The sequence below is a fragment of the Allobosea sp. TAB14 genome, from assembly GCF_052113865.1.
Lineage (GTDB): Bacteria > Pseudomonadota > Alphaproteobacteria > Rhizobiales > Beijerinckiaceae > Allobosea > Allobosea spartocytisi.
Genome location: NZ_JBFRDQ010000048.1, coordinates 1 through 18,265 on the forward strand (window position 1 = coordinate 1; position 18,265 = coordinate 18,265).

Consider the following 18,265-nt stretch of genomic DNA (forward strand, 5'->3'; position numbering starts at 1 on the left):
CTTCGGCCTCTCGCCGGGTTCAATCGGCGAGACGAAAAACTACATCGTCGCGCCGATCTGCCACGGCACGTATTCCGCGTCGCCATAGCCGAGCAGCTCAGACTTGGTCTTCTCGCCCGACGCGACCTTCAGCAGCTTCTCGAAGATCTCGCGGCCCTTCTGCTCGAGGCTGACGCCGTCGAGCACATCGCCGCAATTGATGTCCATGTCGTCGATCATCTTCTCGTAGATCGGCGTATTGGTGGCGAGCTTCACCGAAGGCGTCGGCTTGCAACCATAGGCCGAGCCGCGCCCCGTCGTGAAGGCGAGGATGTTGGCGCCGCCGGCCACCTGCCCTGTCGCCGCGACGGGGTCGTAGCCGGGCGTGTCCATATAGACGAAGCCCTTCGCCCTCACCGGCTCGGCATAGTGATACACCGCCGAGAGCGTCTTGGTGCCGCCCTTGGCCGCCGCGCCCAGCGACTTCTCCAGGATGGTGGTCAAGCCCCCCGCCTTGTTCCCCGGCGAAGGGTTGTTGTTCATGCTCATCCGGGCGCGTTCAGTATAGTCCTCCCACCACTTGATGATCCCGACGAGCTTCTCGCCGACCTCGCGCGTCGCAGCGCGGCGCGTCAGGAGATGCTCGGCGCCGTAGATCTCGGGCGTCTCGGAGAGGATCGCCGTGCCGCCATGCTCGACGAGGATGTCGACGGCCGCGCCCAGCGCCGGATTGGCGGTGATGCCGGAATAGCCGTCCGATCCCCCGCATTGCAGAGCCAGCATCAATTCGGAGGCCGGCACGGTCTCGCGCTTCGCCTGATTGGCGATCGGCAACATCACCTTCAGCGCATCGATGCCGGCGGCGACGGCCTTCTTGGTCCCGCCCGTCTCCTGGATCGTCAGCGTGCGGAAGACGTCGCTTTCGGTAACACCGTAGGCTTCCTTCATCCGGCTGATCTGGAAGCCCTCGCAGCCGAGGCCGACGACCAGCACCGCCGCCATGTTGGGGTTGCAGGCATAGCCCCAGGTGGTGCGCTTCAGCACCTCGAAGCTCTCGCCATTATAGWCGATGCCGCAGCCGGTGCCGTGGGTCAGCGCGATCACGCCGTCGACATTGGGATAATCGGCGAGCAGGCCGGAGCGCTTCACCTCCTCGGCCATGAAGCGCGCGGCCGAGGCCGAGCAGTTCACCGAGGTCAGGATGCCCACGTAGTTACGCGTGCCGGCCTTGCCGTTAGCGCGGCGGAAGCCCTCGAAGGTCGCCTGCTGCTCGATAGGCAGGACGAATTCCGGCTTGGCCTCCTGAGCGAAGGCATAATCGCGGTCGAAGGCATGGAAACCGGTATTGTGCTCGTGCACCCAATCGCCCGGCACGATGTCATCCGTCGCGAAGCCGATGATCTGGCCGAACTTGCGGATAGGCTGGTCCTTGGCGATCGGCACGATCGCCATCTTGTGCCCACGCGGGATGCGTTTCAGCGCCTCGACCCCAGCCGCGGTCACGCCCAGATCGACGGGATCGACCGCGACGACGACATTGTCGGCGGCGTTGAGCTTCAGAGTGCGGGGCGGCGCGGACTTGTCGAGCATGGCGGAACCGAATTCTCCGGACGCCGCGATGGCGGCGTGCGTCCCTAGAGATGCGCCCAACCGGCCGCATTTTCAATCGGTTCAAAGGAGGAAACGGTCATGCGTCAGACTCGGGCGCGGGCTAAAGGTCGAACGCCCGCTGCAAGGTTCACCCAACAGTAACCATCCAAGCCGATGTATCTCCTCAGACCTGCCTGAGAGATACCCCATGCTGACGCGCCGCTCGTTTACGTTTCCTGCCCTGTCCGTCGCGGCGGCAGGCTTGGCCGGCTGCGGGTCGAGAAGCATCGTCGCGCTGCCGGAGATCGGCTCAGGCTCGATCGCCCAGAGCCCGCAGGGCCTCGTCACGCGCACCTTGGCACGGCCTAACTATGCCGAGGTCTATGCCGATTATCCCGGCGAGCGCTTTCCGATTTCGGCCATCGACTATCAGCGCATCGATCCTCGCTTCCTCCGGCAGACCGTGGCGTTTCCGCGCGACGACAAACCCGGCTCGATCGTCGTCGATCCCGCCGGCTACCATCTCTATTTCGTCGAGTCCCCGCGCGTCGCGACGCAATACGGTGTCGGCGTGGGGCGCGAGGGCTTCGGCTGGTCGGGCGCCGCCCGGATCAACATGAAGCGGGACTGGGCCGACTGGGTCCCGCCGCCGGAGATGATCGCGCGCGATCCCGAGATCAGGTCCCAGCTCGAGCAGACGCCGCGCGGGCTTGGCGTGCGCGGCGGCTCGAAAAGCCCGCTCGGCGCCCGCACGATGTACCTCTTCGGCGAAGGACGGGACCTCGGCTACCGTATTCACGGCACATTCGAGCCCTACACGGTCGGYACCAATGTCTCGTCGGGCTGCATCCGCATGATCAATCAGGATATCGCGCATCTCTACGCGCGCGTGTCGCTCGGCACCCCCGTGACGGTGCTGCCCGCGTGAGCAGGGCCGGATGAACGGCAGCGCTCGGACCGGTTCATGTTCCGTTGAACTTCTGTGTGTTTTGATGGGTATCGAAAGGAGTTTGCCATGCGCAAGCTGTTGATTTTTGCGACGATTGCGGTCGGGAGCGCGCTCGCCGCGCCGGCCATGGCCACCGAGGCCCTGCCAAGGGAACTGGCCGCGCGCCTCGACAAGGCGCCGGCCGAATATTCCTGGTCGGCGGCAGCCGAGCGGCGGCACATGATCATGGAAGAGACGATGCGCCAGCAGCGCTACGGTCGCGGCTACGGCCCGCCGCGTGGCTATGGCCCACCGCGCGGTTATGGCTACGGTCCCCGCCCGGGCTGGGGCCCGCCGCCTCCGCGCTATTATGCTCCGCCCCCGCCTCCCGGCTGGTGGTAATTCCGAGAGCGACGGGCAACCGTCGCTCTTTTTTCTGATAGGCAGGCGTGCCTGCCAGCCGGGCCGTCTGGCGGCGATCTCCGCCACGCTCCACCTCTACCGACCTGAGACCCTGATCGCCCTCCAGATTTGGATGGAGCCCGTCGATCATGGCGATCCTGAAGGCCGCGCTCGATCGCGCCTGGGCAGGCGACTGCGACAAGCCGATGCTCATGACCGGCTCGAAGAAGCCTTCCACGCTGGCGCTTTTCGAGGCAGCGGGTTTCGAGCCATCCAAGGCCGGCTTTCAGGCCAGACGGCTTCCGGTCAGCGCCGGATAAGCGGCAGCCGGCGCAACGAAAAACCCCGGCCTTGCGGGCCGGGGCTCTCAAACGCAACTGAACTCTAGGCAGCACCGGCAACGCGGATCAACCGCGCCACAGGATCACTTGCCGCAAATCACTTGCCGGCGGCGGCCGGGACAGCCTTCGAGACGATACCTTCGAACGGCTTGTAGGCGTCCTTGGCGAGAGCGGTGTAGAGCTCSCCCATCTTGGTGAGCTGGGCGACAGCGCCCTCGAACGAGGTCTTGACGTAGTCGGCCTGGATCTCGAGAGCCTTGTCGAAGGTCTTCACGCCGGCGAGCTTCTCGAGCGTCGCGGTGCTGGCCTCGAAGGACTTCTTGGCATAGTCGGTCGCCTCGACGGCGATGGTCTGAACGCCCTTGGAGGTGGCGCCGAAAGCCTTCAGAGCGGCATCGACGTTCTCTTTGGAAGCCTTCTGGATGGTCTCGAACTGCTGGATCATGGCTGGTCTCCTGGCACCTTGGGTGCGGCCTCTGGTGACGGGCGTTGTCTCGCCCTGACGTGTCGCCCCAAGGTCGGATGAAGAGATCACCACCGGGGACTGCCGCTATATTGTGCAGCGCAACATGAATGTCAAGCGAACGCTGCAATGCACCAAACGCATATCGTTCCGATCGCAACCATTCAAGTTTTAACGGCTCCGTAACCGCGTCCGCCTAACCTCTCCCTCTGTGTCCTTCGCGCCACGTCAACCAGCGCGCGGAGGTCGGACTTTTGAGTATCGAGTTCGGGGCGTTTCATGGTGTTTGGTTGCGTTGGGTTGCGGCGTCCGCGTCTGCGGGTCGTCGCCGGGCTGATCGGAGTTGTCGCCATTGCGGCTACGATGGCCGCTTCCCCCGCCGAGGCGCGCAAGCGTCGCCATCATGCTGCGGGCGGCGGTGGCTACACCCCGCCCTATGCCGCGATGGTCGTCGACGTGAAGAGCGGGCGCACGCTGCACGCCGTCAATGAAGACGCGGCCCGCATCCCCGCCTCGCTCACCAAGGTCATGACGCTCTATCTGCTGTTCGAGCAGATGGAACGCGGCCGCTTCGACATGGATTCCGAGCTCAAGGTCTCGTCCTATGCGGCCTCGCAGCCGCCAACCAAGCTCGGCCTGCGCGCTGGTTCCACCCTTTCGGTCGGTGACGCGATCCGCAGCATGATCACGCTTTCGGCCAATGATTCCTCCGTCGTCGTCGCCGAGAATATCGCCGGCTCCGAGGATGCCTTCGCCGAGATGATGACGCGCAAGGCGCGCTCGCTCGGCATGAGCTCGAGCCGCTTCTACAATCCGCACGGCCTGCCGCATTCTCCGCCGAACCTGACGACCGCGCGCGACCTCACCATCCTGGCCCGCGCCATCCAGGAGCGCTTCCCGCGCTATTTCGCGCTCTTCCAGACCCGCGCCTTCCAGTATGGCAGCCGCACCATCCGCGGCCATAACCGCCTGCTCGGCAAGGTCGAGGGCGTCGATGGCATCAAGACCGGCTACACCCGCGCCTCCGGCTTCAACCTGATGACYTCGGCCAAGKCGGACGGTCRCCAGATCGTCTCSGTCGTGCTCGGCGGSCGCTCCGGCGCCTCCCGCGACAAGATCATGACCGACCTCGTCCTCGCCAATCTGCCGCGCGCCTCGACCAGCGGGCGCTCCTCGGTGATGGTCGCCGAGGCGCCTGAGCGCGAGGAACGCCCGCGCCAGGAAGAACGCCCGCGTCCCGAGGAGCGCGTCCGGCCGGAAGAGCGCCCGCGCGTCGCCGCCCTCGCCGAGCCTGCGCCGATCCCGGTGCCGCGTCCGGAGAACGTCGCCGCGCCGCAGCCCCAGCCGCTGCCGGTGGCCGCCCGCTCCTATGCGCCAATGCCGACCCAGACGCCGATCGCGCCGCCGCGTCCGATTGCCGCCGGCCAGCCGCTGCAGATCTCCGGCATGCGTCCGGTCACCGCGACCACCACGCCTTCGGCGATGCGCTGGTCCATCGGCGCCCAGCCGGCCGATGCCAAGGTCCTGCGCCCGCCGGCGAATGTCGACACCACCTCCTCGATCGCGCGACTGGCCGAGCCCGTCAAGGTCGCGGAGAACAARGTCGAGGCCCCGGCCGCCACCATCGCCCGCAAGTCGGACGCCGTTCCCGCCAAGGCACAGGCTCCCGAGCCTGCCCCGGCCATGTCGCATCAGGCCGCGGTCGTCGCCTCCGGCAAATGGGTGATCCAGCTCGGCGCCACCGACGACAAGGGCAAGGCCGAAGAGATCCTGGCCCGGGCCCGCGCCAAGGCGGCCGGCTCGCTCGCCAGCGCCTCCGGCTTCACCGAGAAGGTCGAGAAGGGCGGCTCCACCCTCTTCCGCGCCCGCTTCGCCGGCTTCGACGACTCGAAGGATGCGCAGAACGCCTGCAACAGGCTGAAGCGTGGCGGCTTCTCCTGCTTCGCCACCCGTAGCTGACCGGACCGGGAAAGGAGTTCACGCCATGTCGCAGACCTACTCCGGAAGCCCGTCGCTATCCCCGCTTCAGAAGGATGTCCTTGGCCTGGTTGACGCGAGCGGCAAGGCCGCTCGTACCCCCGGCATCCGGATGAATCCGCTTCATCAGGGATCGGTGGGCCTCACGGACCGCCTCCTCGCCCGCCCCCTGCTGAAGCCCCAGGATCTCGTAGGCCTCCTGCTGCGACATCGTGCCCGTGCCCGGCGCGCCGCGCTGCCCCGCGTCACCGTCACGATCAGCGTCTTCACGCCAGCCGGGCGACCGGCGGTCGAGATATGCCTCTAGCAGGCGAGCCCCGTCAGGATCCCGCGCCAGGCAATCGCGCATCAGAGCGCCGAGATCCGCCTGGCTCAGGCTGTCGAGATCGCGCCCGGCATAAGCTCCGCTCTTGACCCGGCCCCGCATCGCGCCGCTGTCGTGATCGAGTTCCATCGCAAGCAGGACCGACTGCACCTGCGAGGTCGCGCCCGGCGCCGGTCCGGCGCGATCGGCCCAGGGAAAGCGGATGCCGCCCGGCCCGGTGGCGCTCCAGCCGAGCAGCCAGGCGCCGATGCCACCGAGAAAGACGGCCATGTCCAGCCGTCCGCGCACCATCAGCAGGGCAGCGACACCCAGCGCAGCGACCCCGCCCACGGTCTTGGCAAGCTTGGCGACGATCTTCGGATTGGCGCCGGCGAACAATTTCACCAGCCACCAGACGAGAATGAGAACGGCGACGCCGTAGAGCAGGCTCACCCGCGCCCTCCTTCCATCGCCGCGATCAATCCCTTGACCGCCGGGCTCGCGCCGGCGAGCCGCAGCATCGCCTCGCGCCCGCCCGCGGCATAGGCCGCCGCGCCGCGCAGGAGCTCCAGCAGCGAGGCCGGAGCATTGACGTCGAAGCGCGCATGGGCGCCGCCGGTCAGCCTCGCGATGCCGGCGAAGGCACGGCTCGCCGCCGGCTCGGAACCCTCCTGGAACACGAAGCCACGGATACCGCGCAGGCCGAGCTCGCCGGCCAGCGCCGCGAGCGCATCGGCATCCTCCTCCATCGCATCGCCGACRAAGACGAAGGCCCGGATCGGCACGCTGCGCGCCTCGTCGCGCACATGCCTCAGCACGCGCGCGATCTGCGTCTGCCCACCCTCGCAGGCGATGCGGCCCATCAATCCCTTCAGCCGCTCGGGCTCGCCGACCCAGCCGGACGCCCGGCACTCGCCGAGCCCGCGGAAATAGACGAGCTGGACAGCGAGGCCGCCGCTCTCGGCCGCCACCTCGAACATCCGGCCCTGCAACGAGCAGGCGAGATCCCAGCTCGGCTGCCGGCTCATCGTCGCGTCGAGCGCGAAGACGAGGCGGCCCGCCGTTCCCGCCGCGAGCGGCGCCAGACGCTGCGCCGCGCCGAGAAAACGGTCGATCTCGCCCGGCTGCGACCGGCTGGCCGCCGCCGTCCCGGCGGCCTTGCCAACGGCACGGTCATTCTTCTCGCTCATGACGCGACGGGGACCTTTCTGAATCACTTCCCATCCTGATATTGGCCACAGCGGCCGCATTTGCTACGATCTTCGTCAACCCGACGCAGTTCGCCCCGCACGAGGACTTCAAGAAATATCCGCGCACTTTCGACGACGATTGCGCCAAGCTCGTCGCCGCCGGGGCCGACGCGGTGTTCTTCCCCTCGGTCGAGGAGATGTATCCGGCCGGCTTCGCGACCCGCGTGCTGCTGCTCGGCCCCGCCGCGGTCGGGCTGGAGGATCGCTTCCGGCCGACGCATTTCGAAGGCGTGGCAACGATCTGCTGCAAGCTCTTCACCCAGTCGCGCGCCGACTGCGCCGTCTTCGGCGAGAAGGACTACCAGCAGCTCAAGGTCGTCACCCGCATGGCTGGAGATCTCGACCTCGGCATCCAGATCGTACCGCTGGCGACGATCCGCGAAGCCGACGGCCTCGCCATGTCCTCGCGCAACCGCTACCTCTCGGCCGAGCATCGCGCGCTGGCCCCCACGCTTCATCGCGTCATGCAGGAACTCGCCGCGCGCATCCGCAACGACGACCTGCTCTTCCAGGCGGTGACGGAGGCGCAGAACGCCATCATCACCGCCGGCTTCGAGCTCGACTATCTGGAAGCCCGCCATGCCGAGACGCTGGCGCCGGTCACCGCGCGCACGGACGGCCCCATCCGTCTGATCCTGGCCGCCCGCATTGGCGGCACGCGGCTGATCGACAATATCGCGGTGTAGGCGCTCGCAGCGATCTGCGCCGGCCGGCTCGTTCGCCTTTGCCGCGTCTGCACCGTTTCCTGATGAACTGCGGCCCGTCTCGCATCGGGCGAAGCCGCATGCCTGCGACAGTGCCAAAGCGCGTCGGCCAATTTATCTTGATGATCAAGATAAATTGAAGTAAGCTCGCTCCGAACGCCCTTGGCAAGCGGGCGCAGGACGGGGCAACGGCGGTGGAGCTGATCATCGGAATGGCGATCCTCGCCGCCGCCACGGGGATCGGCGGCGGGCTATACGAGTTCATCGTGATCGATCCGGCCTGGCCGAACCGGCCGTCCCTGGTCCAGCCGAAGCATGGCGGAGTATCCCGCAAGCGCTTCTGGATCCCGCAGCATATCGTCTTCGAGTTTCTGCTCGTTGCGGCGCTGGTCGCGACCTGGACGGCATCCGGCGTTCGGCAGTGGCTGCTGGTCGCCGTCGCGACCCATGCGGCGATGCGCATCTGGTCGGCATGCGACTTCATCCCGAAGGCCCTCGCCTTCGAGCGAGCCGAGGCTGACAGCGTCGCGCCCGAAGCGGCCCGGCGCTGGACCAGGCGCAGCCGCTTCAGAATGCTGCTCGATCTCGCGACGCTGGCCGCCTTGCTCGCCGCATTCCGGGCAGCCACCCAGAGCGCTGGCCTCTGATCGCCATGCCCGATCGCGACAATGACGCACTCCTGCGCCAGCTTGGCCTCGCCGTGAGGCGGATGGGCGCGCAGGGCGTGCTCAGCAGCGCCGCCATGGCGAGGCGTTTCGGGCTGCATCCGACCGATCTGGAGGTTCTCGACCTCATCTTCCTGCGCGAGACCGTCACGGCCGGCGAGCTCGCCACGGCCACCGGCCTGACCTCGGGCTCGGTGACGGCGCTGGTCGACCGGCTGGCGGCGCGCGGTTACGTCACCCGCCGCCGGGACGAGGCCGATCGGAGGCGCACGCTGATCAGCGTCGTGCGGGCCGCGACGGCGCCGATCGAAGCAGCCTTCGAGCCGCGCCGGGTCGCCATGCACGCGCTCTGGTCGAGCTACGACGATGAGACGCTGCGCGCCGTGACCGACTTCCTGACCCGGAGTACAGAGCTGCTCGTCCGCCACACCGAGGACATTGCCGCGACAGCTGAAACCGGAACGATCCGTGGAGCGGCCGAGCCGGGCTGAGGCGCGGCACGACCCGCCCTCGCCCTACAGCAGCCCGAGCCCCGCCAGCTCCCGCCGCAATTCCTCCGGCATCTCGCCGAGATCGCCGCCATGCTCGGAGAGGTCGCGCGGCGCGTCCTTCGCCTGCAGATAGCGCCAGCCCTGGAAGGGCCGGAACGGGCGCGGCTCGACCGGCACCACCACCGGCTCCATGACCAGATGGCAGCGGCCGATGCCCTCGCCATCGGTGAAGGGGCGGATGTCGGTGAGACGCTGCCGCGCCGAGATCTGTCCCTTGATCACCCAGTAGAGCGAGCCGCCGTCGAGGATCTCCTCGATCTTCTTGGGGACCATGCGCGTGGTGTGCAACTGCTCAAGCGGCTCGCCGCGGGCACGCCGCTGCGCTTGGCGTTCGGCGATCCAATCCTCAAGATCGCTGATCGATTCGGCGCCGACGCAGAGCTTGAGCAGATGAAGGGACATGGCCGGTAAAATAGGCTCCTCCGCGCCGCCGGGCCAGCCTCCCGCATGCTTCTCCACAGACGCTCCTCAACGGCCATGCGCGAGCACGTTGACCAGCCGCCCGAAGGGATCGCGCAGGAAAAAGCGCCGCACGCCCCAGGGTTCCTCAACCGGCCCATATTCGATCGGGAGGCCCGCGGCCCGAACCCTGCGCAAGACCGCCTCGAGATCGTCGACCTCGATCGAAAGATCGGGTACTGGCGTGCCCGAGCCGCCTTCGCTGGCAAAGCCGAGCTGCGGCCCGGCGGGGGCTCCCTCCGCCGCATAGGTCTGGATCCAGCCATGATCCATGACGGGGTGCATGTCGAAAATGCTGCCGTAGAAGGGCTTCGCGAGGCCCGGTTCGGCCGTTAGCATATTCGCCACGATACGCTTCACCGTCATTTTCCCCTCCCGCAACTGGCTACGGACGTTTCATCATGCGCGGACTTGCAGGCAAGGCCATCCTCGTCACCGGCTCCTCGACCGGTATCGGCTATGCGATGGCGGAACGCCTCGTCGCGGAGGGCGCGAAGGTCCTCATCCACGGTCGCGACAAGGCGGAAGTGGATGCCGCCGTGGCGCAGCTCGGCGACGCCGCGAGCGGCACGACCGGCGATCTCGCCGAACCCGAGACCGCGCAGGCCATCGTCGATGCCACCATCGCCGCCTTCGGCCGCATCGACGGCCTCGTCAACAATGCCGGCATCTATCCGCGCGGCATTCTCGGCGAGACCACCGCCGCCTTCTTCGACCATATGTTCGCGATCAACACCCGCGCGCCGCTGCTCTGCGCCGAGGCCGCGATCCGCGCCTTCCGCGCCCAGAAATCGCCAGGCGCCATCGTCACGGTCGGCTCGATCAACGCCTATTGCGGCCTGTCCAACCTCACCGTCTATTCGATGTCGAAGGGCGCGCTGATGACGATGACGCGCAATCTCGGCAACACGCTCGGCCCCGAGCGCATCCGCGCCAACCAGCTCAATGTCGGCTGGACCTTCACCGCCAATGAGGACGCCACCCAGCAGCGCGAGGGGCGCAAGCCCGGCTGGCAGAACCATCTCTCGCTGCGCGAGGCGCCGACCGGCCGTATCATGCAGCCGGAGGAGATCGCCGCCCACACCGCCTTCTGGCTGTCGGAGGACAGCGCGCCGGTTTCCGGCCAGATCTACGAGGCCGAGCAATATCCGATGATCGGGCGCGGATGAACGACACGTCTCCCTCGCCCCTTCTTGCGCCCTTCGAGCCCTGGCTGACGCATTGGCGGCTGGTCCCGGACGGCGAGCCGATCAGGACCCATGCCAGCCGCCTGCTGCCGGTCCGGCAGGATGGCGCACCGGCGATGCTGAAGCTGCCTGAGGTCGAGGATGAGCGCCTCGGCTATCGCCCGCTCCAATACTGGGGCGGCGATGGTGCCGCCCGCCTGCTCGCACACGCCGACGAAGGCGCTGCCATGCTGATCGAGCGCGCCACTGGCCGGCGCTCGCTTTCCGCCATGGCCCGCAACGGCGAGGACGACGCCGCGACGGCGATCCTCTGCGACGCCGTCGCGGCGCTGCAGAAGCCACGCGGCCCATTCCCTACCGGGCTGATCCCGCTCGAAATCTGGTTCAAGGACCTGTTCCCGATGGCGGCGGAGCGCGGCGGCTTGCTGGCGCGATCGGCCGCTATCGCGAGCGAATTGCTGCCGGCCCAGCAGGACATCCTGCCGCTCCATGCCGATTGCCACCACGACAACGTCCTCGATTTCGAAGAGCGCGGCTGGCTCGCCATCGATCCGAAGGGCGTCATCGGCGACCGCGCCTTCGAATACACGATCCTGTTCTGCGATCCCGATCTCGGCGATCCCGAACCGCCGGTCGCGATCCTGCCCGGCCGTTTCGAGCGCCGTCTGGAAATCGTGCTGGCGAAATCGGGGCTGGAGCGGCGCCGGCTGCTGCGCTGGATCGTCGCCTGGTGCGGGCTCTCGGCCGCCTGGTTCATGGGCGACGACGATCCGCTGGCGGAGGTCAATCTGACGATACTGGGAAAGGCGGCAGCAGCGCTCGGCGAATAGCGCGCCGTCATGCTCGCCCTTGTGGCGAGCATCCACGTCTTGAACACCGCATGGCATCGACTAAGACGTGGATGGTCGGGACAAGCCCGACCATGACGCGCTGAATCGAAACCTCAGCGATCGCCCACAAGCGACTCCACCGCCTCGACTATTCTCCGATCACCACCACCTTCGCGCCCTCGGCCACCTGCGCCCCCGGCTCGCCGACGACCTCGCTCACCGTGCCGTCGCGCGGAGCGGTCAGCACATGCTCCATCTTCATCGCCTCGACGATGGCGAGGCGCTGGCCCTTCACCACCGCCTCGCCCGGCGCCACGAAGAGCGCGACGAGCTTGCCATGCATCGGCGCCTTGACCACGCCGCCGGAACCGGCAGCCCCATCGAGATCGACCGTAAACGGATCGAACAGCGAAACGGCCGTCTGCCGGCCGCGATGCAGCGCGTACCAGACACCGCCCTCGCCCTCGGCCAGCGAGACCTCGTGCTCGCCCTCGCCGATCTCATGGCCCGGCAGGCTGACGCGGGCATCCTCGCCCCGCCACTCGATGCGCGCATCGACGCGCTCGCCATCGACCGTGAGCGGCAGGCCAAGCGGCTGGCGCGGCATCAGCGAGAAGGCATCCGTCACCAGCCAGGGCGAGYGCGCCTCGCCCTCGGCCCGGCCGGCCGCTTCGACGATACCGGCGACCTGCCGCTCCTCCTCGAGCTGCAGGGCGACGGCCGCGACCGCCGCGGCATCGAGCGGCTGCGGCTCGGCGCCGAGCGCCTGGATGTTGCGGTCGATGAAGCCGGTATCGAACGGCCCCTTCCGGAACCCCTCCGCCTCCGTCAGCTTCTTCAGGAAGGCGAGATTGGTGCGCGGACCGGCGACGACCGTCTCGCCCAGCGCCGCACCCAGCCGGTCGAGCGCCTCGTCGCGCGTCGCGCCATGGGCGATGACCTTGGCGATCATCGGGTCGTAGAACGGCGTCACCGTATCGCCGGCCTCGACGCCGGTATCGATGCGGATGCCTTCGCCATGCGGAAAGCTCAGCGCCCAGAGCTTGCCGGTGGAAGGCAGGAAGCCCTTCTCCGGATCCTCGGCATAGAGCCGCGCCTCGACGGCATGGCCCTTCGCCTCGACGTCGTCCTGCGTGAAGCCGAGCGGCTCGCCGGCCGCGACCTTGAGCTGCAATTCGACGAGATCGAGCCCGGTGATCGCCTCCGTCACCGGATGCTCGACCTGGAGGCGCGTGTTCATCTCCATGAAGTAGAAGCGGTCGGCCTGCAGGCCCTCGCGCCCATCGGCGATGAACTCTACCGTCCCGGCCCCGACATAGCCGACGGCCCTGGCGGCTTCCGTCGCGGCCTTGCCCATGGCGGCGCGCACCTCCGGTGTCATGCCGGGCGCCGGTGCTTCCTCGATCACCTTCTGGTGACGCCGCTGCAAGGAGCAGTCGCGCTCGTAGAGATGGACGACATTGCCGTGGCTGTCGCCGAAGACCTGGATTTCGACATGGCGCGGCGAGAGGACATATTTCTCGACCAGCACGCGGGCGTCGCCGAAGGCGCTTGCGCCCTCGCGCTGGGCGCTGGTCAGCGCGTCGTCGAAATCCTCGGGCCGATCGACCTTCTTCATGCCCTTGCCGCCGCCGCCGGCGACCGCCTTGATGAGCACGGGGTAGCCGATGCGCCGCGCCTCCCCGCGGAGGAAATCGGCGCCCTGCTCGGTGCCGTGATAGCCCGGCACGACCGGCACATCGGCCTTCTCGACCAGAGCCTTGGCGGCGTCCTTCAGCCCCATCGCCCGGATGGCCGAGGCCGGCGGGCCGACGAAGACGATGCCGGCCGCCGCGCAGGCGTCCGCGAAATCGGCATTCTCTGAGAGGAAGCCATAACCCGGATGGATGCAGGCCGCGCCGGCCTGCTTGGCGACAGCGAGAATCTTGGCAGCGTCGAGATAGCTCTCTCGGGCCGGCGCGGGGCCGATATGATAGGCTTCGTCGGCCATCTGCACGAAGAGCGCCTCGGCATCGGCATCCGAATAGACGGCGATGGTGCGAAGCCCCAGCCGCTTCGCGGTGCGGATGACGCGGCAGGCGATCTCGCCGCGATTGGCGATCAGGATGGAGGGGAGCTTGGCGGCGATCGTCATGGAAGCGTCCTCGGAACATCCTTGAAAGGCTTTTCGCCTTTATAGCCCGCCTGCCCCATCTGTCTGCGCCTTGTTGCGCAAACCGGTTTGGGCCGCTTCCGAATCCGCGCTCCGCCGCAACGAGCGCCAGATCGCCCATGTCGCCTGGAAGCAGATCCCGGCGACGACAAGGTCGAACAGATATTCCGGCCAGCGCACCACCGGCAGGGCACGGGCGGCGAGCCCGACCAGAGCGAAACCCGTGGTCGAGATCGCATCGTTGCGGCTCGACAGCCAGGTTGCCTTGATCACCGGATTATCCTCGCGGCGGAAGCGCCAGAGCACGGCAATCACGATGAGCGCGATCACGATGGCGCTCACCGCGGCGAAGCCGAGCGTCCAGATCTCGATAGGCCTGGGATTCAGAATCTTGTCGTGGAGGTCGTAGAGCGTGTGCAGCCCGGCGACAGCCATCACCGCGCCGATCGCAATCGCAGCCAGCCGTTCGGCCCGGTTGTCGCGGCCGAAGACGATGGCGGCGATGCCGTAGAGCGCGACGTCATAGACCCAATCGACGCCGTCCTTGAAAAGCTGGGCATTTCCGATGGCATGCGCCCAGGCGACCGTCGCCGCCGCCTGGACGAAGATGCCGAGCGCGATGCCCCAGATGGTGAGGGTGTAGGCGCGGGCGATGGCGGGATCGGGAGCCGCAGTTCCGCCTCCCTCGCCATGGGCGCGCCTCTCCAGACCATCCATGTCTTGCGCCCCAGCGACCATCCTCACCTCGTCATCCCGGACAAGCCGCGCCAGCGGCGCCGATCCGGGATCCATGCCGGAACCCGAACCAACAAGGTTCAGGCATGGATCCCGGGTCTACGCTTCGCTCCGCCCGGGATGACAAGCAAGCGGGACGGCCAACGGGAAGGAACGCCTCACCCCCGCCCGACGAGCGGGGCCTTGGTCGCCATCACCGTGACGAAGAGGATGTTGGCGTCGAGCGGCAGCCCGGCCATGTGCAGCACGGTGCTCGCGACATGCGCGACATCCATCACCGGCTCGACCTTGATCGAGCCGTCGGCCTGCGGCACGCCGGTCGTCATCTTCTGCGCCATGTCGGTCAGCGCATTGCCGATATCGACCTGGCCGACGGCGATGTCGTATTTGCGCCCGTCGAGCGAGGCAGTCTTGGTCAGGCCSSWGATCGCATGCTTMGTSGCGGTATAGGCCGCCGARTTCGGSCGCGGCACCTGCGCCGAGATCGAGCCGTTGTTGATGATGCGACCRCCGCGCGGCTCCTGTGCCTTCATCGCCTTGAAGGCGGCCTGCGTGCACAGGAAGGGACCGGTCAGGTTGGTGTCGACCACCTTCTGCCAATCCTCCAGCGAAAGGTCCTCCAGCAGCACGCCGCCCGGYGCATTGACGCCGGCATTGTTGAACAGCACGTCGACCCGGCCGAAAGCCGCCTTTGTCCTGGCGAACAGGTTCTCGACCGAGGCCTTGTCGGTGACATCGGTCGGCACGGCGAGGCCCCGGCCCTTGTCGACGCCGGAGAGCGCGATCGTCTCCTCCAGCGCATCCGCCCGGCGCCCGGCCAGAACGGTGCGGTAGCCATCTTTCAGGAAGGCGATGGCGACGGCCCGCCCCACGCCCGAGCCGGCACCGGTGATGATCGCGACCTTGTCGTGCTGAGCCATGCGTTTCCTCGCGCTTTTGGGAATTCAATCGTTTCGCTCCCAAAGCATAAGCGTAGGCGCGCGACAAGGAAGAACGGCCGGCGCAACCCTTGCCGGCGCCGGCCGGGGATCGCGCGCGCCTCAGGCGACGCCGTAGCGCTTGAACCAGGCGAGCGCCCGCGCCCAGCCATCCTCGGCCTGCGCCTTGCGATAGCTCGGCCGGTAATCGGCGTGGAAACCATGCGGCGTGTCCGGGAAGATCACGATCTCCACGGTCTTGCCGGCGGCCTTCGCAGCGTCCCGCTGCTTCTCGACATCCGCGACCGGAATGCCCGTATCCGCCCCGCCATAGAGCCCGAGAACGGGCGCCTTGAGATCGCCGACGACATCGGCCGYCGTCTTCGGCTGGATGTCGGTGCGGCTGCCGCCGAGCGGCCCGTACCAGGCGACGGCCGCCTTCACCTGCGGGTTATGCGCGGCATAGAGCCAGACGGCCCGCCCGCCCCGGCAGAAGCCGGTGACGCCGAGCCGCGCCGCATCGCCCTTCGAGGAGGCTGCAGCCCATTTCGCGGTGGCGTCGAGATCGGAGAGCACGGTCGCGTCCGGCGCCTTCGAGATGACGTCCCGCACGATCGCCTGCACATCGGTCATCTTGGAGAGATCGCCGAGCCGGGCATAGAGCTCGGGCGCCACGGCGCAGTAGCCCAGCTTGGCGAAGCGCCGGCAGATGTCCTTGATGTATTCGTGGACGCCGAAGATCTCCTCGATCACGAGGACGATCGGAAACGGCCCCGCCCCTTCCGGCATGGCGCGATAGCCCGGCAGATCGCCATCGGCCGTCGGGATCTTCACCTCTCCGGCGACGAGGCCCTTGCTGTCGGTCGAGATCGTCTGGCCATGGACGACGGTGGTGGCGAGGGTGAAGCCGCTGATCAACCCGGTCATGACGAAGCCGCGACGGGAGAATGGCTCCCTGACCAGCCCGTCCAGTTGCTCGAGCGTGCTTTTTGCTGCGGTCTGCGCCGGCGCCGTCATGTGCATCTCCCGTTTCTGTGGCGGGAGCCTGCAGCGACGCAGGACGGCTTGCCAAGAGGCGTCAGCGCGGCTCCGGTCACAGTGGCGTGAGGAAAGCCGCCCTCACATCCGGAACACGCCGAATCTCGTCTCGGGAATCTCCGCGTTGAGCGTCGCCGAGAAGGCCAGCGCCAGCACCCGGCGCGTCTCCGAGGGCAGGATGATGCCGTCATCCCATAGCCGCGCCGTGGCGAAGTAGGGCGAGCCTTCTTCCTCGTAATTGCTGCGGATCGGCGCCTTGAAAGCCTCTTCCTCGGCCGCCGACCAGCTCTTGCCCTCGGCCTCGATATTGTCGCGGCGGACGGTGGCGAGCACGCTCGCGGCCTGCTCGCCGCCCATCACCGAAATCCGCGAATTCGGCCAGGTGAAGAGGAAGCGCGGCGAATAGGCCCGCCCGCACATGCCGTAATTGCCGGCGCCGAAGGAGCCGCCGACCAGCACGGTGACCTTCGGCACGCGCGCCGAGGCCACCGCCGTGACGAGCTTCGCGCCGTCCTTGGCGATGCCGCGCGTCTCGACATCGCGCCCGACCATGAAGCCGGTGATGTTCTGCAGGAAGAGCAGTGGGATCCGCCTCTGGCAGCACAGTTCGATGAAATGCGCGCCCTTCAGCGCGCTTTCCGAGAACAGGATGCCGTTATTGGCGATGATTCCGACCGGGATGCCGTGGATGCGGGCGAAGCCCGTCACCAAGGTCGTACCGTAGAGCTTCTTGAACTCGTCGAATTCCGAGCCGTCGACCAGCCGCGCGATCACCTCGCGGATATCGTACTGCTTCTTGAGATCGGTGGGCACGACGSCTTCGAGCTCGGCCGGATCATAGAGGGGCTCGACCGGCTCGGCGATGTCGATGTCCGGCCGCTTCACGCTGTTGAGGTTGCCGGCGATCCGCCGGGCGATGGCAAGCGCATGGGTGTCGTCGCCGGCATAGTGATCGGCGACGCCCGAGAGCCTTGCATGGACATCGGCGCCGCCGAGATCCTCGGCCGAGACGACCTCGCCGGTCGCGGCCTTCACCAGCGGCGGACCGCCCAGGAAAATAGTGCCCTGCTTCCTGACGATGATCGTCTCGTCCGACATCGCCGGCACATAGGCGCCGCCGGCGGTGCAGGAACCCATCACCACCGCGACCTGCGGGATACCTTCGGCCGAAAGCGTCGCCTGATTGTAGAAGATGCGACCAAAATGCTCGCGATCCGGAAAGACCTCGGTCTGGTGCGGCAGGTTCGCGCCGCCGGAGTCGACGAGATAGATGCAGGGCAAGCGATTCTCGCGCGCGATCTCCTGGGCGCGCAGATGCTTCTTGACCGTCAGCGGATAGTAGGTGCCGCCTTTGATCGTCGCGTCGTTGCAGACGATCATGCATTCGCGGCCGGCGACACGCCCGATTCCCGCGATCATGCCGGCGGCATGGACATCGCCCTCATACATGCCGAAGGCGGCGAGCGAACCGATCTCGAGAAAGGGCGAACCCGGATCGGTCAGCCGCAGCACGCGCTCGCGAGGCAGCAACTTGCCGCGCGCCGTGTGGCGCTCGCGGGACCGCGCATTGCCGCCGAGCGCGGCGGTAGCGCGGCGCTCCTGCAATTCGTCGCGCAGCCCGGCCCAGGCTTCGGCATTCGCCCGCGTCTCGGCCGCATTCAGGTCGACCTTGCTTTCGATGACCGGCACGGGCGCGCTCCCTCGAGACTTCAGCCTTATCGGGAGCGTTATGGCGCGGCGCCGGGCAAACGCCAACCGGCGCGGACGCACGGACGCGACCATGCAAATCCGCG

General features: G+C 67.5%; 20 protein-coding genes. 9 read left to right on the forward strand and 11 right to left on the reverse strand.

Annotated elements, in window-relative coordinates; genetic code table 11:
• Window positions 1-39: 39 nt before the first annotated feature.
• Window positions 40-1,569, reverse strand: a complete 1,530-nt coding sequence (locus AB4Y99_RS09560) for a UxaA family hydrolase (protein WP_441523146.1) — start codon at window positions 1,567-1,569, stop codon at window positions 40-42.
• Between the two features lie 208 nt (window positions 1,570-1,777).
• Here AB4Y99_RS09560 and AB4Y99_RS09565 point away from each other — a divergent pair, with 208 nt between their 5' ends.
• From AB4Y99_RS09565 to AB4Y99_RS09575, 3 genes are all read left to right on the forward strand, one after another.
• Window positions 1,778-2,497 carry a L,D-transpeptidase gene (locus AB4Y99_RS09565; RefSeq protein ID WP_038365541.1) on the forward strand — a complete coding sequence of 240 codons (720 nt, stop codon included), beginning with the start codon at window positions 1,778-1,780 and terminating at the stop codon, window positions 2,495-2,497.
• Between the two features lie 87 nt (window positions 2,498-2,584).
• On the forward strand, window positions 2,585-2,899 hold the full coding sequence (locus tag AB4Y99_RS09570) for a hypothetical protein (protein WP_038365539.1): 315 nt from the start codon (window positions 2,585-2,587) through the stop codon (window positions 2,897-2,899).
• A gap of 149 nt (window positions 2,900-3,048) precedes the next feature.
• Window positions 3,049-3,219 carry a hypothetical protein gene (locus AB4Y99_RS09575; RefSeq protein WP_441523147.1) on the forward strand — a complete coding sequence of 57 codons (171 nt, stop codon included), beginning with the start codon at window positions 3,049-3,051 and terminating at the stop codon, window positions 3,217-3,219.
• A 118-nt stretch (window positions 3,220-3,337) separates the two neighbouring features.
• Here AB4Y99_RS09575 and AB4Y99_RS09580 read toward each other — a convergent pair whose 3' ends face one another.
• The gene (locus AB4Y99_RS09580) at window positions 3,338-3,685 is read right to left on the reverse strand and encodes a phasin family protein (RefSeq protein WP_038365537.1); all 348 of its coding nucleotides are present in this window, start codon (window positions 3,683-3,685) and stop codon (window positions 3,338-3,340) included.
• A 381-nt stretch (window positions 3,686-4,066) separates the two neighbouring features.
• Between AB4Y99_RS09580 and AB4Y99_RS09585 the strand changes: the two genes are divergently transcribed.
• The gene (locus AB4Y99_RS09585; protein WP_441523148.1) at window positions 4,067-5,662 is read left to right on the forward strand and encodes an SPOR domain-containing protein; all 1,596 of its coding nucleotides are present in this window, start codon (window positions 4,067-4,069) and stop codon (window positions 5,660-5,662) included.
• A 55-nt stretch (window positions 5,663-5,717) separates the two neighbouring features.
• On the opposite strand, the gene AB4Y99_RS09590 is transcribed toward AB4Y99_RS09585, so the two are convergent.
• Both AB4Y99_RS09590 and AB4Y99_RS09595 read right to left on the reverse strand, forming a co-directional pair.
• Entirely contained in the window at window positions 5,718-6,437 is a 720-nt protein-coding gene (locus AB4Y99_RS09590) for a DnaJ domain-containing protein (protein WP_191124296.1), read from the reverse strand.
• Window positions 6,434-7,174, reverse strand: coding sequence for a VWA domain-containing protein (locus tag AB4Y99_RS09595; protein ID WP_370955807.1), 741 nt, complete (start codon window positions 7,172-7,174; stop codon window positions 6,434-6,436). Before AB4Y99_RS09595 ends, AB4Y99_RS09590 begins: the two co-directional genes overlap by 4 nt.
• Before the next feature lie 41 nt (window positions 7,175-7,215).
• Between AB4Y99_RS09595 and panC the strand changes: the two genes are divergently transcribed.
• The 3 genes from panC (at window position 7,216) to AB4Y99_RS09610 (ending at window position 9,094) form a co-directional block, all read left to right on the forward strand.
• Window positions 7,216-7,920 carry a pantoate--beta-alanine ligase gene (panC, locus tag AB4Y99_RS09600; RefSeq protein ID WP_441523149.1) on the forward strand — a complete coding sequence of 235 codons (705 nt, stop codon included), beginning with the start codon at window positions 7,216-7,218 and terminating at the stop codon, window positions 7,918-7,920.
• 212 nt (window positions 7,921-8,132) lie between these two features.
• Window positions 8,133-8,585 (forward strand): hypothetical protein, encoded by a 453-nt coding sequence (locus tag AB4Y99_RS09605; protein ID WP_441523150.1) that lies wholly within the window; start codon window positions 8,133-8,135, stop codon window positions 8,583-8,585.
• A gap of 5 nt (window positions 8,586-8,590) precedes the next feature.
• A complete protein-coding gene (locus AB4Y99_RS09610; RefSeq protein WP_441523151.1) occupies window positions 8,591-9,094 on the forward strand; it encodes a MarR family winged helix-turn-helix transcriptional regulator in 504 nt (167 codons plus the stop codon).
• Between the two features lie 24 nt (window positions 9,095-9,118).
• On the opposite strand, the gene AB4Y99_RS09615 is transcribed toward AB4Y99_RS09610, so the two are convergent.
• Complete coding sequence (locus AB4Y99_RS09615; protein WP_038365531.1) at window positions 9,119-9,556, reverse strand: DUF1489 family protein; 438 nt, start codon at window positions 9,554-9,556, stop codon at window positions 9,119-9,121.
• Between the two features lie 66 nt (window positions 9,557-9,622).
• Window positions 9,623-9,979 carry a VOC family protein gene (locus tag AB4Y99_RS09620; RefSeq protein WP_441523152.1) on the reverse strand — a complete coding sequence of 119 codons (357 nt, stop codon included), beginning with the start codon at window positions 9,977-9,979 and terminating at the stop codon, window positions 9,623-9,625.
• Between the two features lie 35 nt (window positions 9,980-10,014).
• Here AB4Y99_RS09620 and AB4Y99_RS09625 point away from each other — a divergent pair, with 35 nt between their 5' ends.
• On the forward strand, window positions 10,015-10,782 hold the full coding sequence (locus tag AB4Y99_RS09625) for an SDR family oxidoreductase (protein WP_429069094.1): 768 nt from the start codon (window positions 10,015-10,017) through the stop codon (window positions 10,780-10,782).
• On the forward strand, window positions 10,779-11,630 hold the full coding sequence (locus tag AB4Y99_RS09630) for an aminoglycoside phosphotransferase family protein (protein ID WP_441523153.1): 852 nt from the start codon (window positions 10,779-10,781) through the stop codon (window positions 11,628-11,630). Before AB4Y99_RS09625 ends, AB4Y99_RS09630 begins: the two co-directional genes overlap by 4 nt.
• 148 nt (window positions 11,631-11,778) lie before the next feature.
• Here the strand turns inward: AB4Y99_RS09630 and AB4Y99_RS09635 are convergent, their stop codons facing one another.
• The 5 genes from AB4Y99_RS09635 to AB4Y99_RS09655 form a co-directional block, all read right to left on the reverse strand.
• A complete protein-coding gene (locus AB4Y99_RS09635) occupies window positions 11,779-13,764 on the reverse strand; it encodes an acetyl/propionyl/methylcrotonyl-CoA carboxylase subunit alpha (protein ID WP_441523154.1) in 1,986 nt (661 codons plus the stop codon).
• A 39-nt stretch (window positions 13,765-13,803) separates the two neighbouring features.
• Window positions 13,804-14,499 (reverse strand): cation efflux transmembrane domain-containing protein, encoded by a 696-nt coding sequence (locus AB4Y99_RS09640; RefSeq protein WP_441523155.1) that lies wholly within the window; start codon window positions 14,497-14,499, stop codon window positions 13,804-13,806.
• 176 nt (window positions 14,500-14,675) lie between these two features.
• Window positions 14,676-15,437, reverse strand: a complete 762-nt coding sequence (locus tag AB4Y99_RS09645; protein ID WP_441523156.1) for an SDR family oxidoreductase — start codon at window positions 15,435-15,437, stop codon at window positions 14,676-14,678.
• Window positions 15,438-15,557: 120 nt separating this feature from the next.
• Entirely contained in the window at window positions 15,558-16,451 is an 894-nt protein-coding gene (locus AB4Y99_RS09650; protein WP_441523157.1) for a dienelactone hydrolase family protein, read from the reverse strand.
• A gap of 102 nt (window positions 16,452-16,553) precedes the next feature.
• Window positions 16,554-18,161, reverse strand: coding sequence for a carboxyl transferase domain-containing protein (locus tag AB4Y99_RS09655; protein ID WP_441523158.1), 1,608 nt, complete (start codon window positions 18,159-18,161; stop codon window positions 16,554-16,556).
• Between the last annotated feature and the right edge of the window lie 104 nt (window positions 18,162-18,265).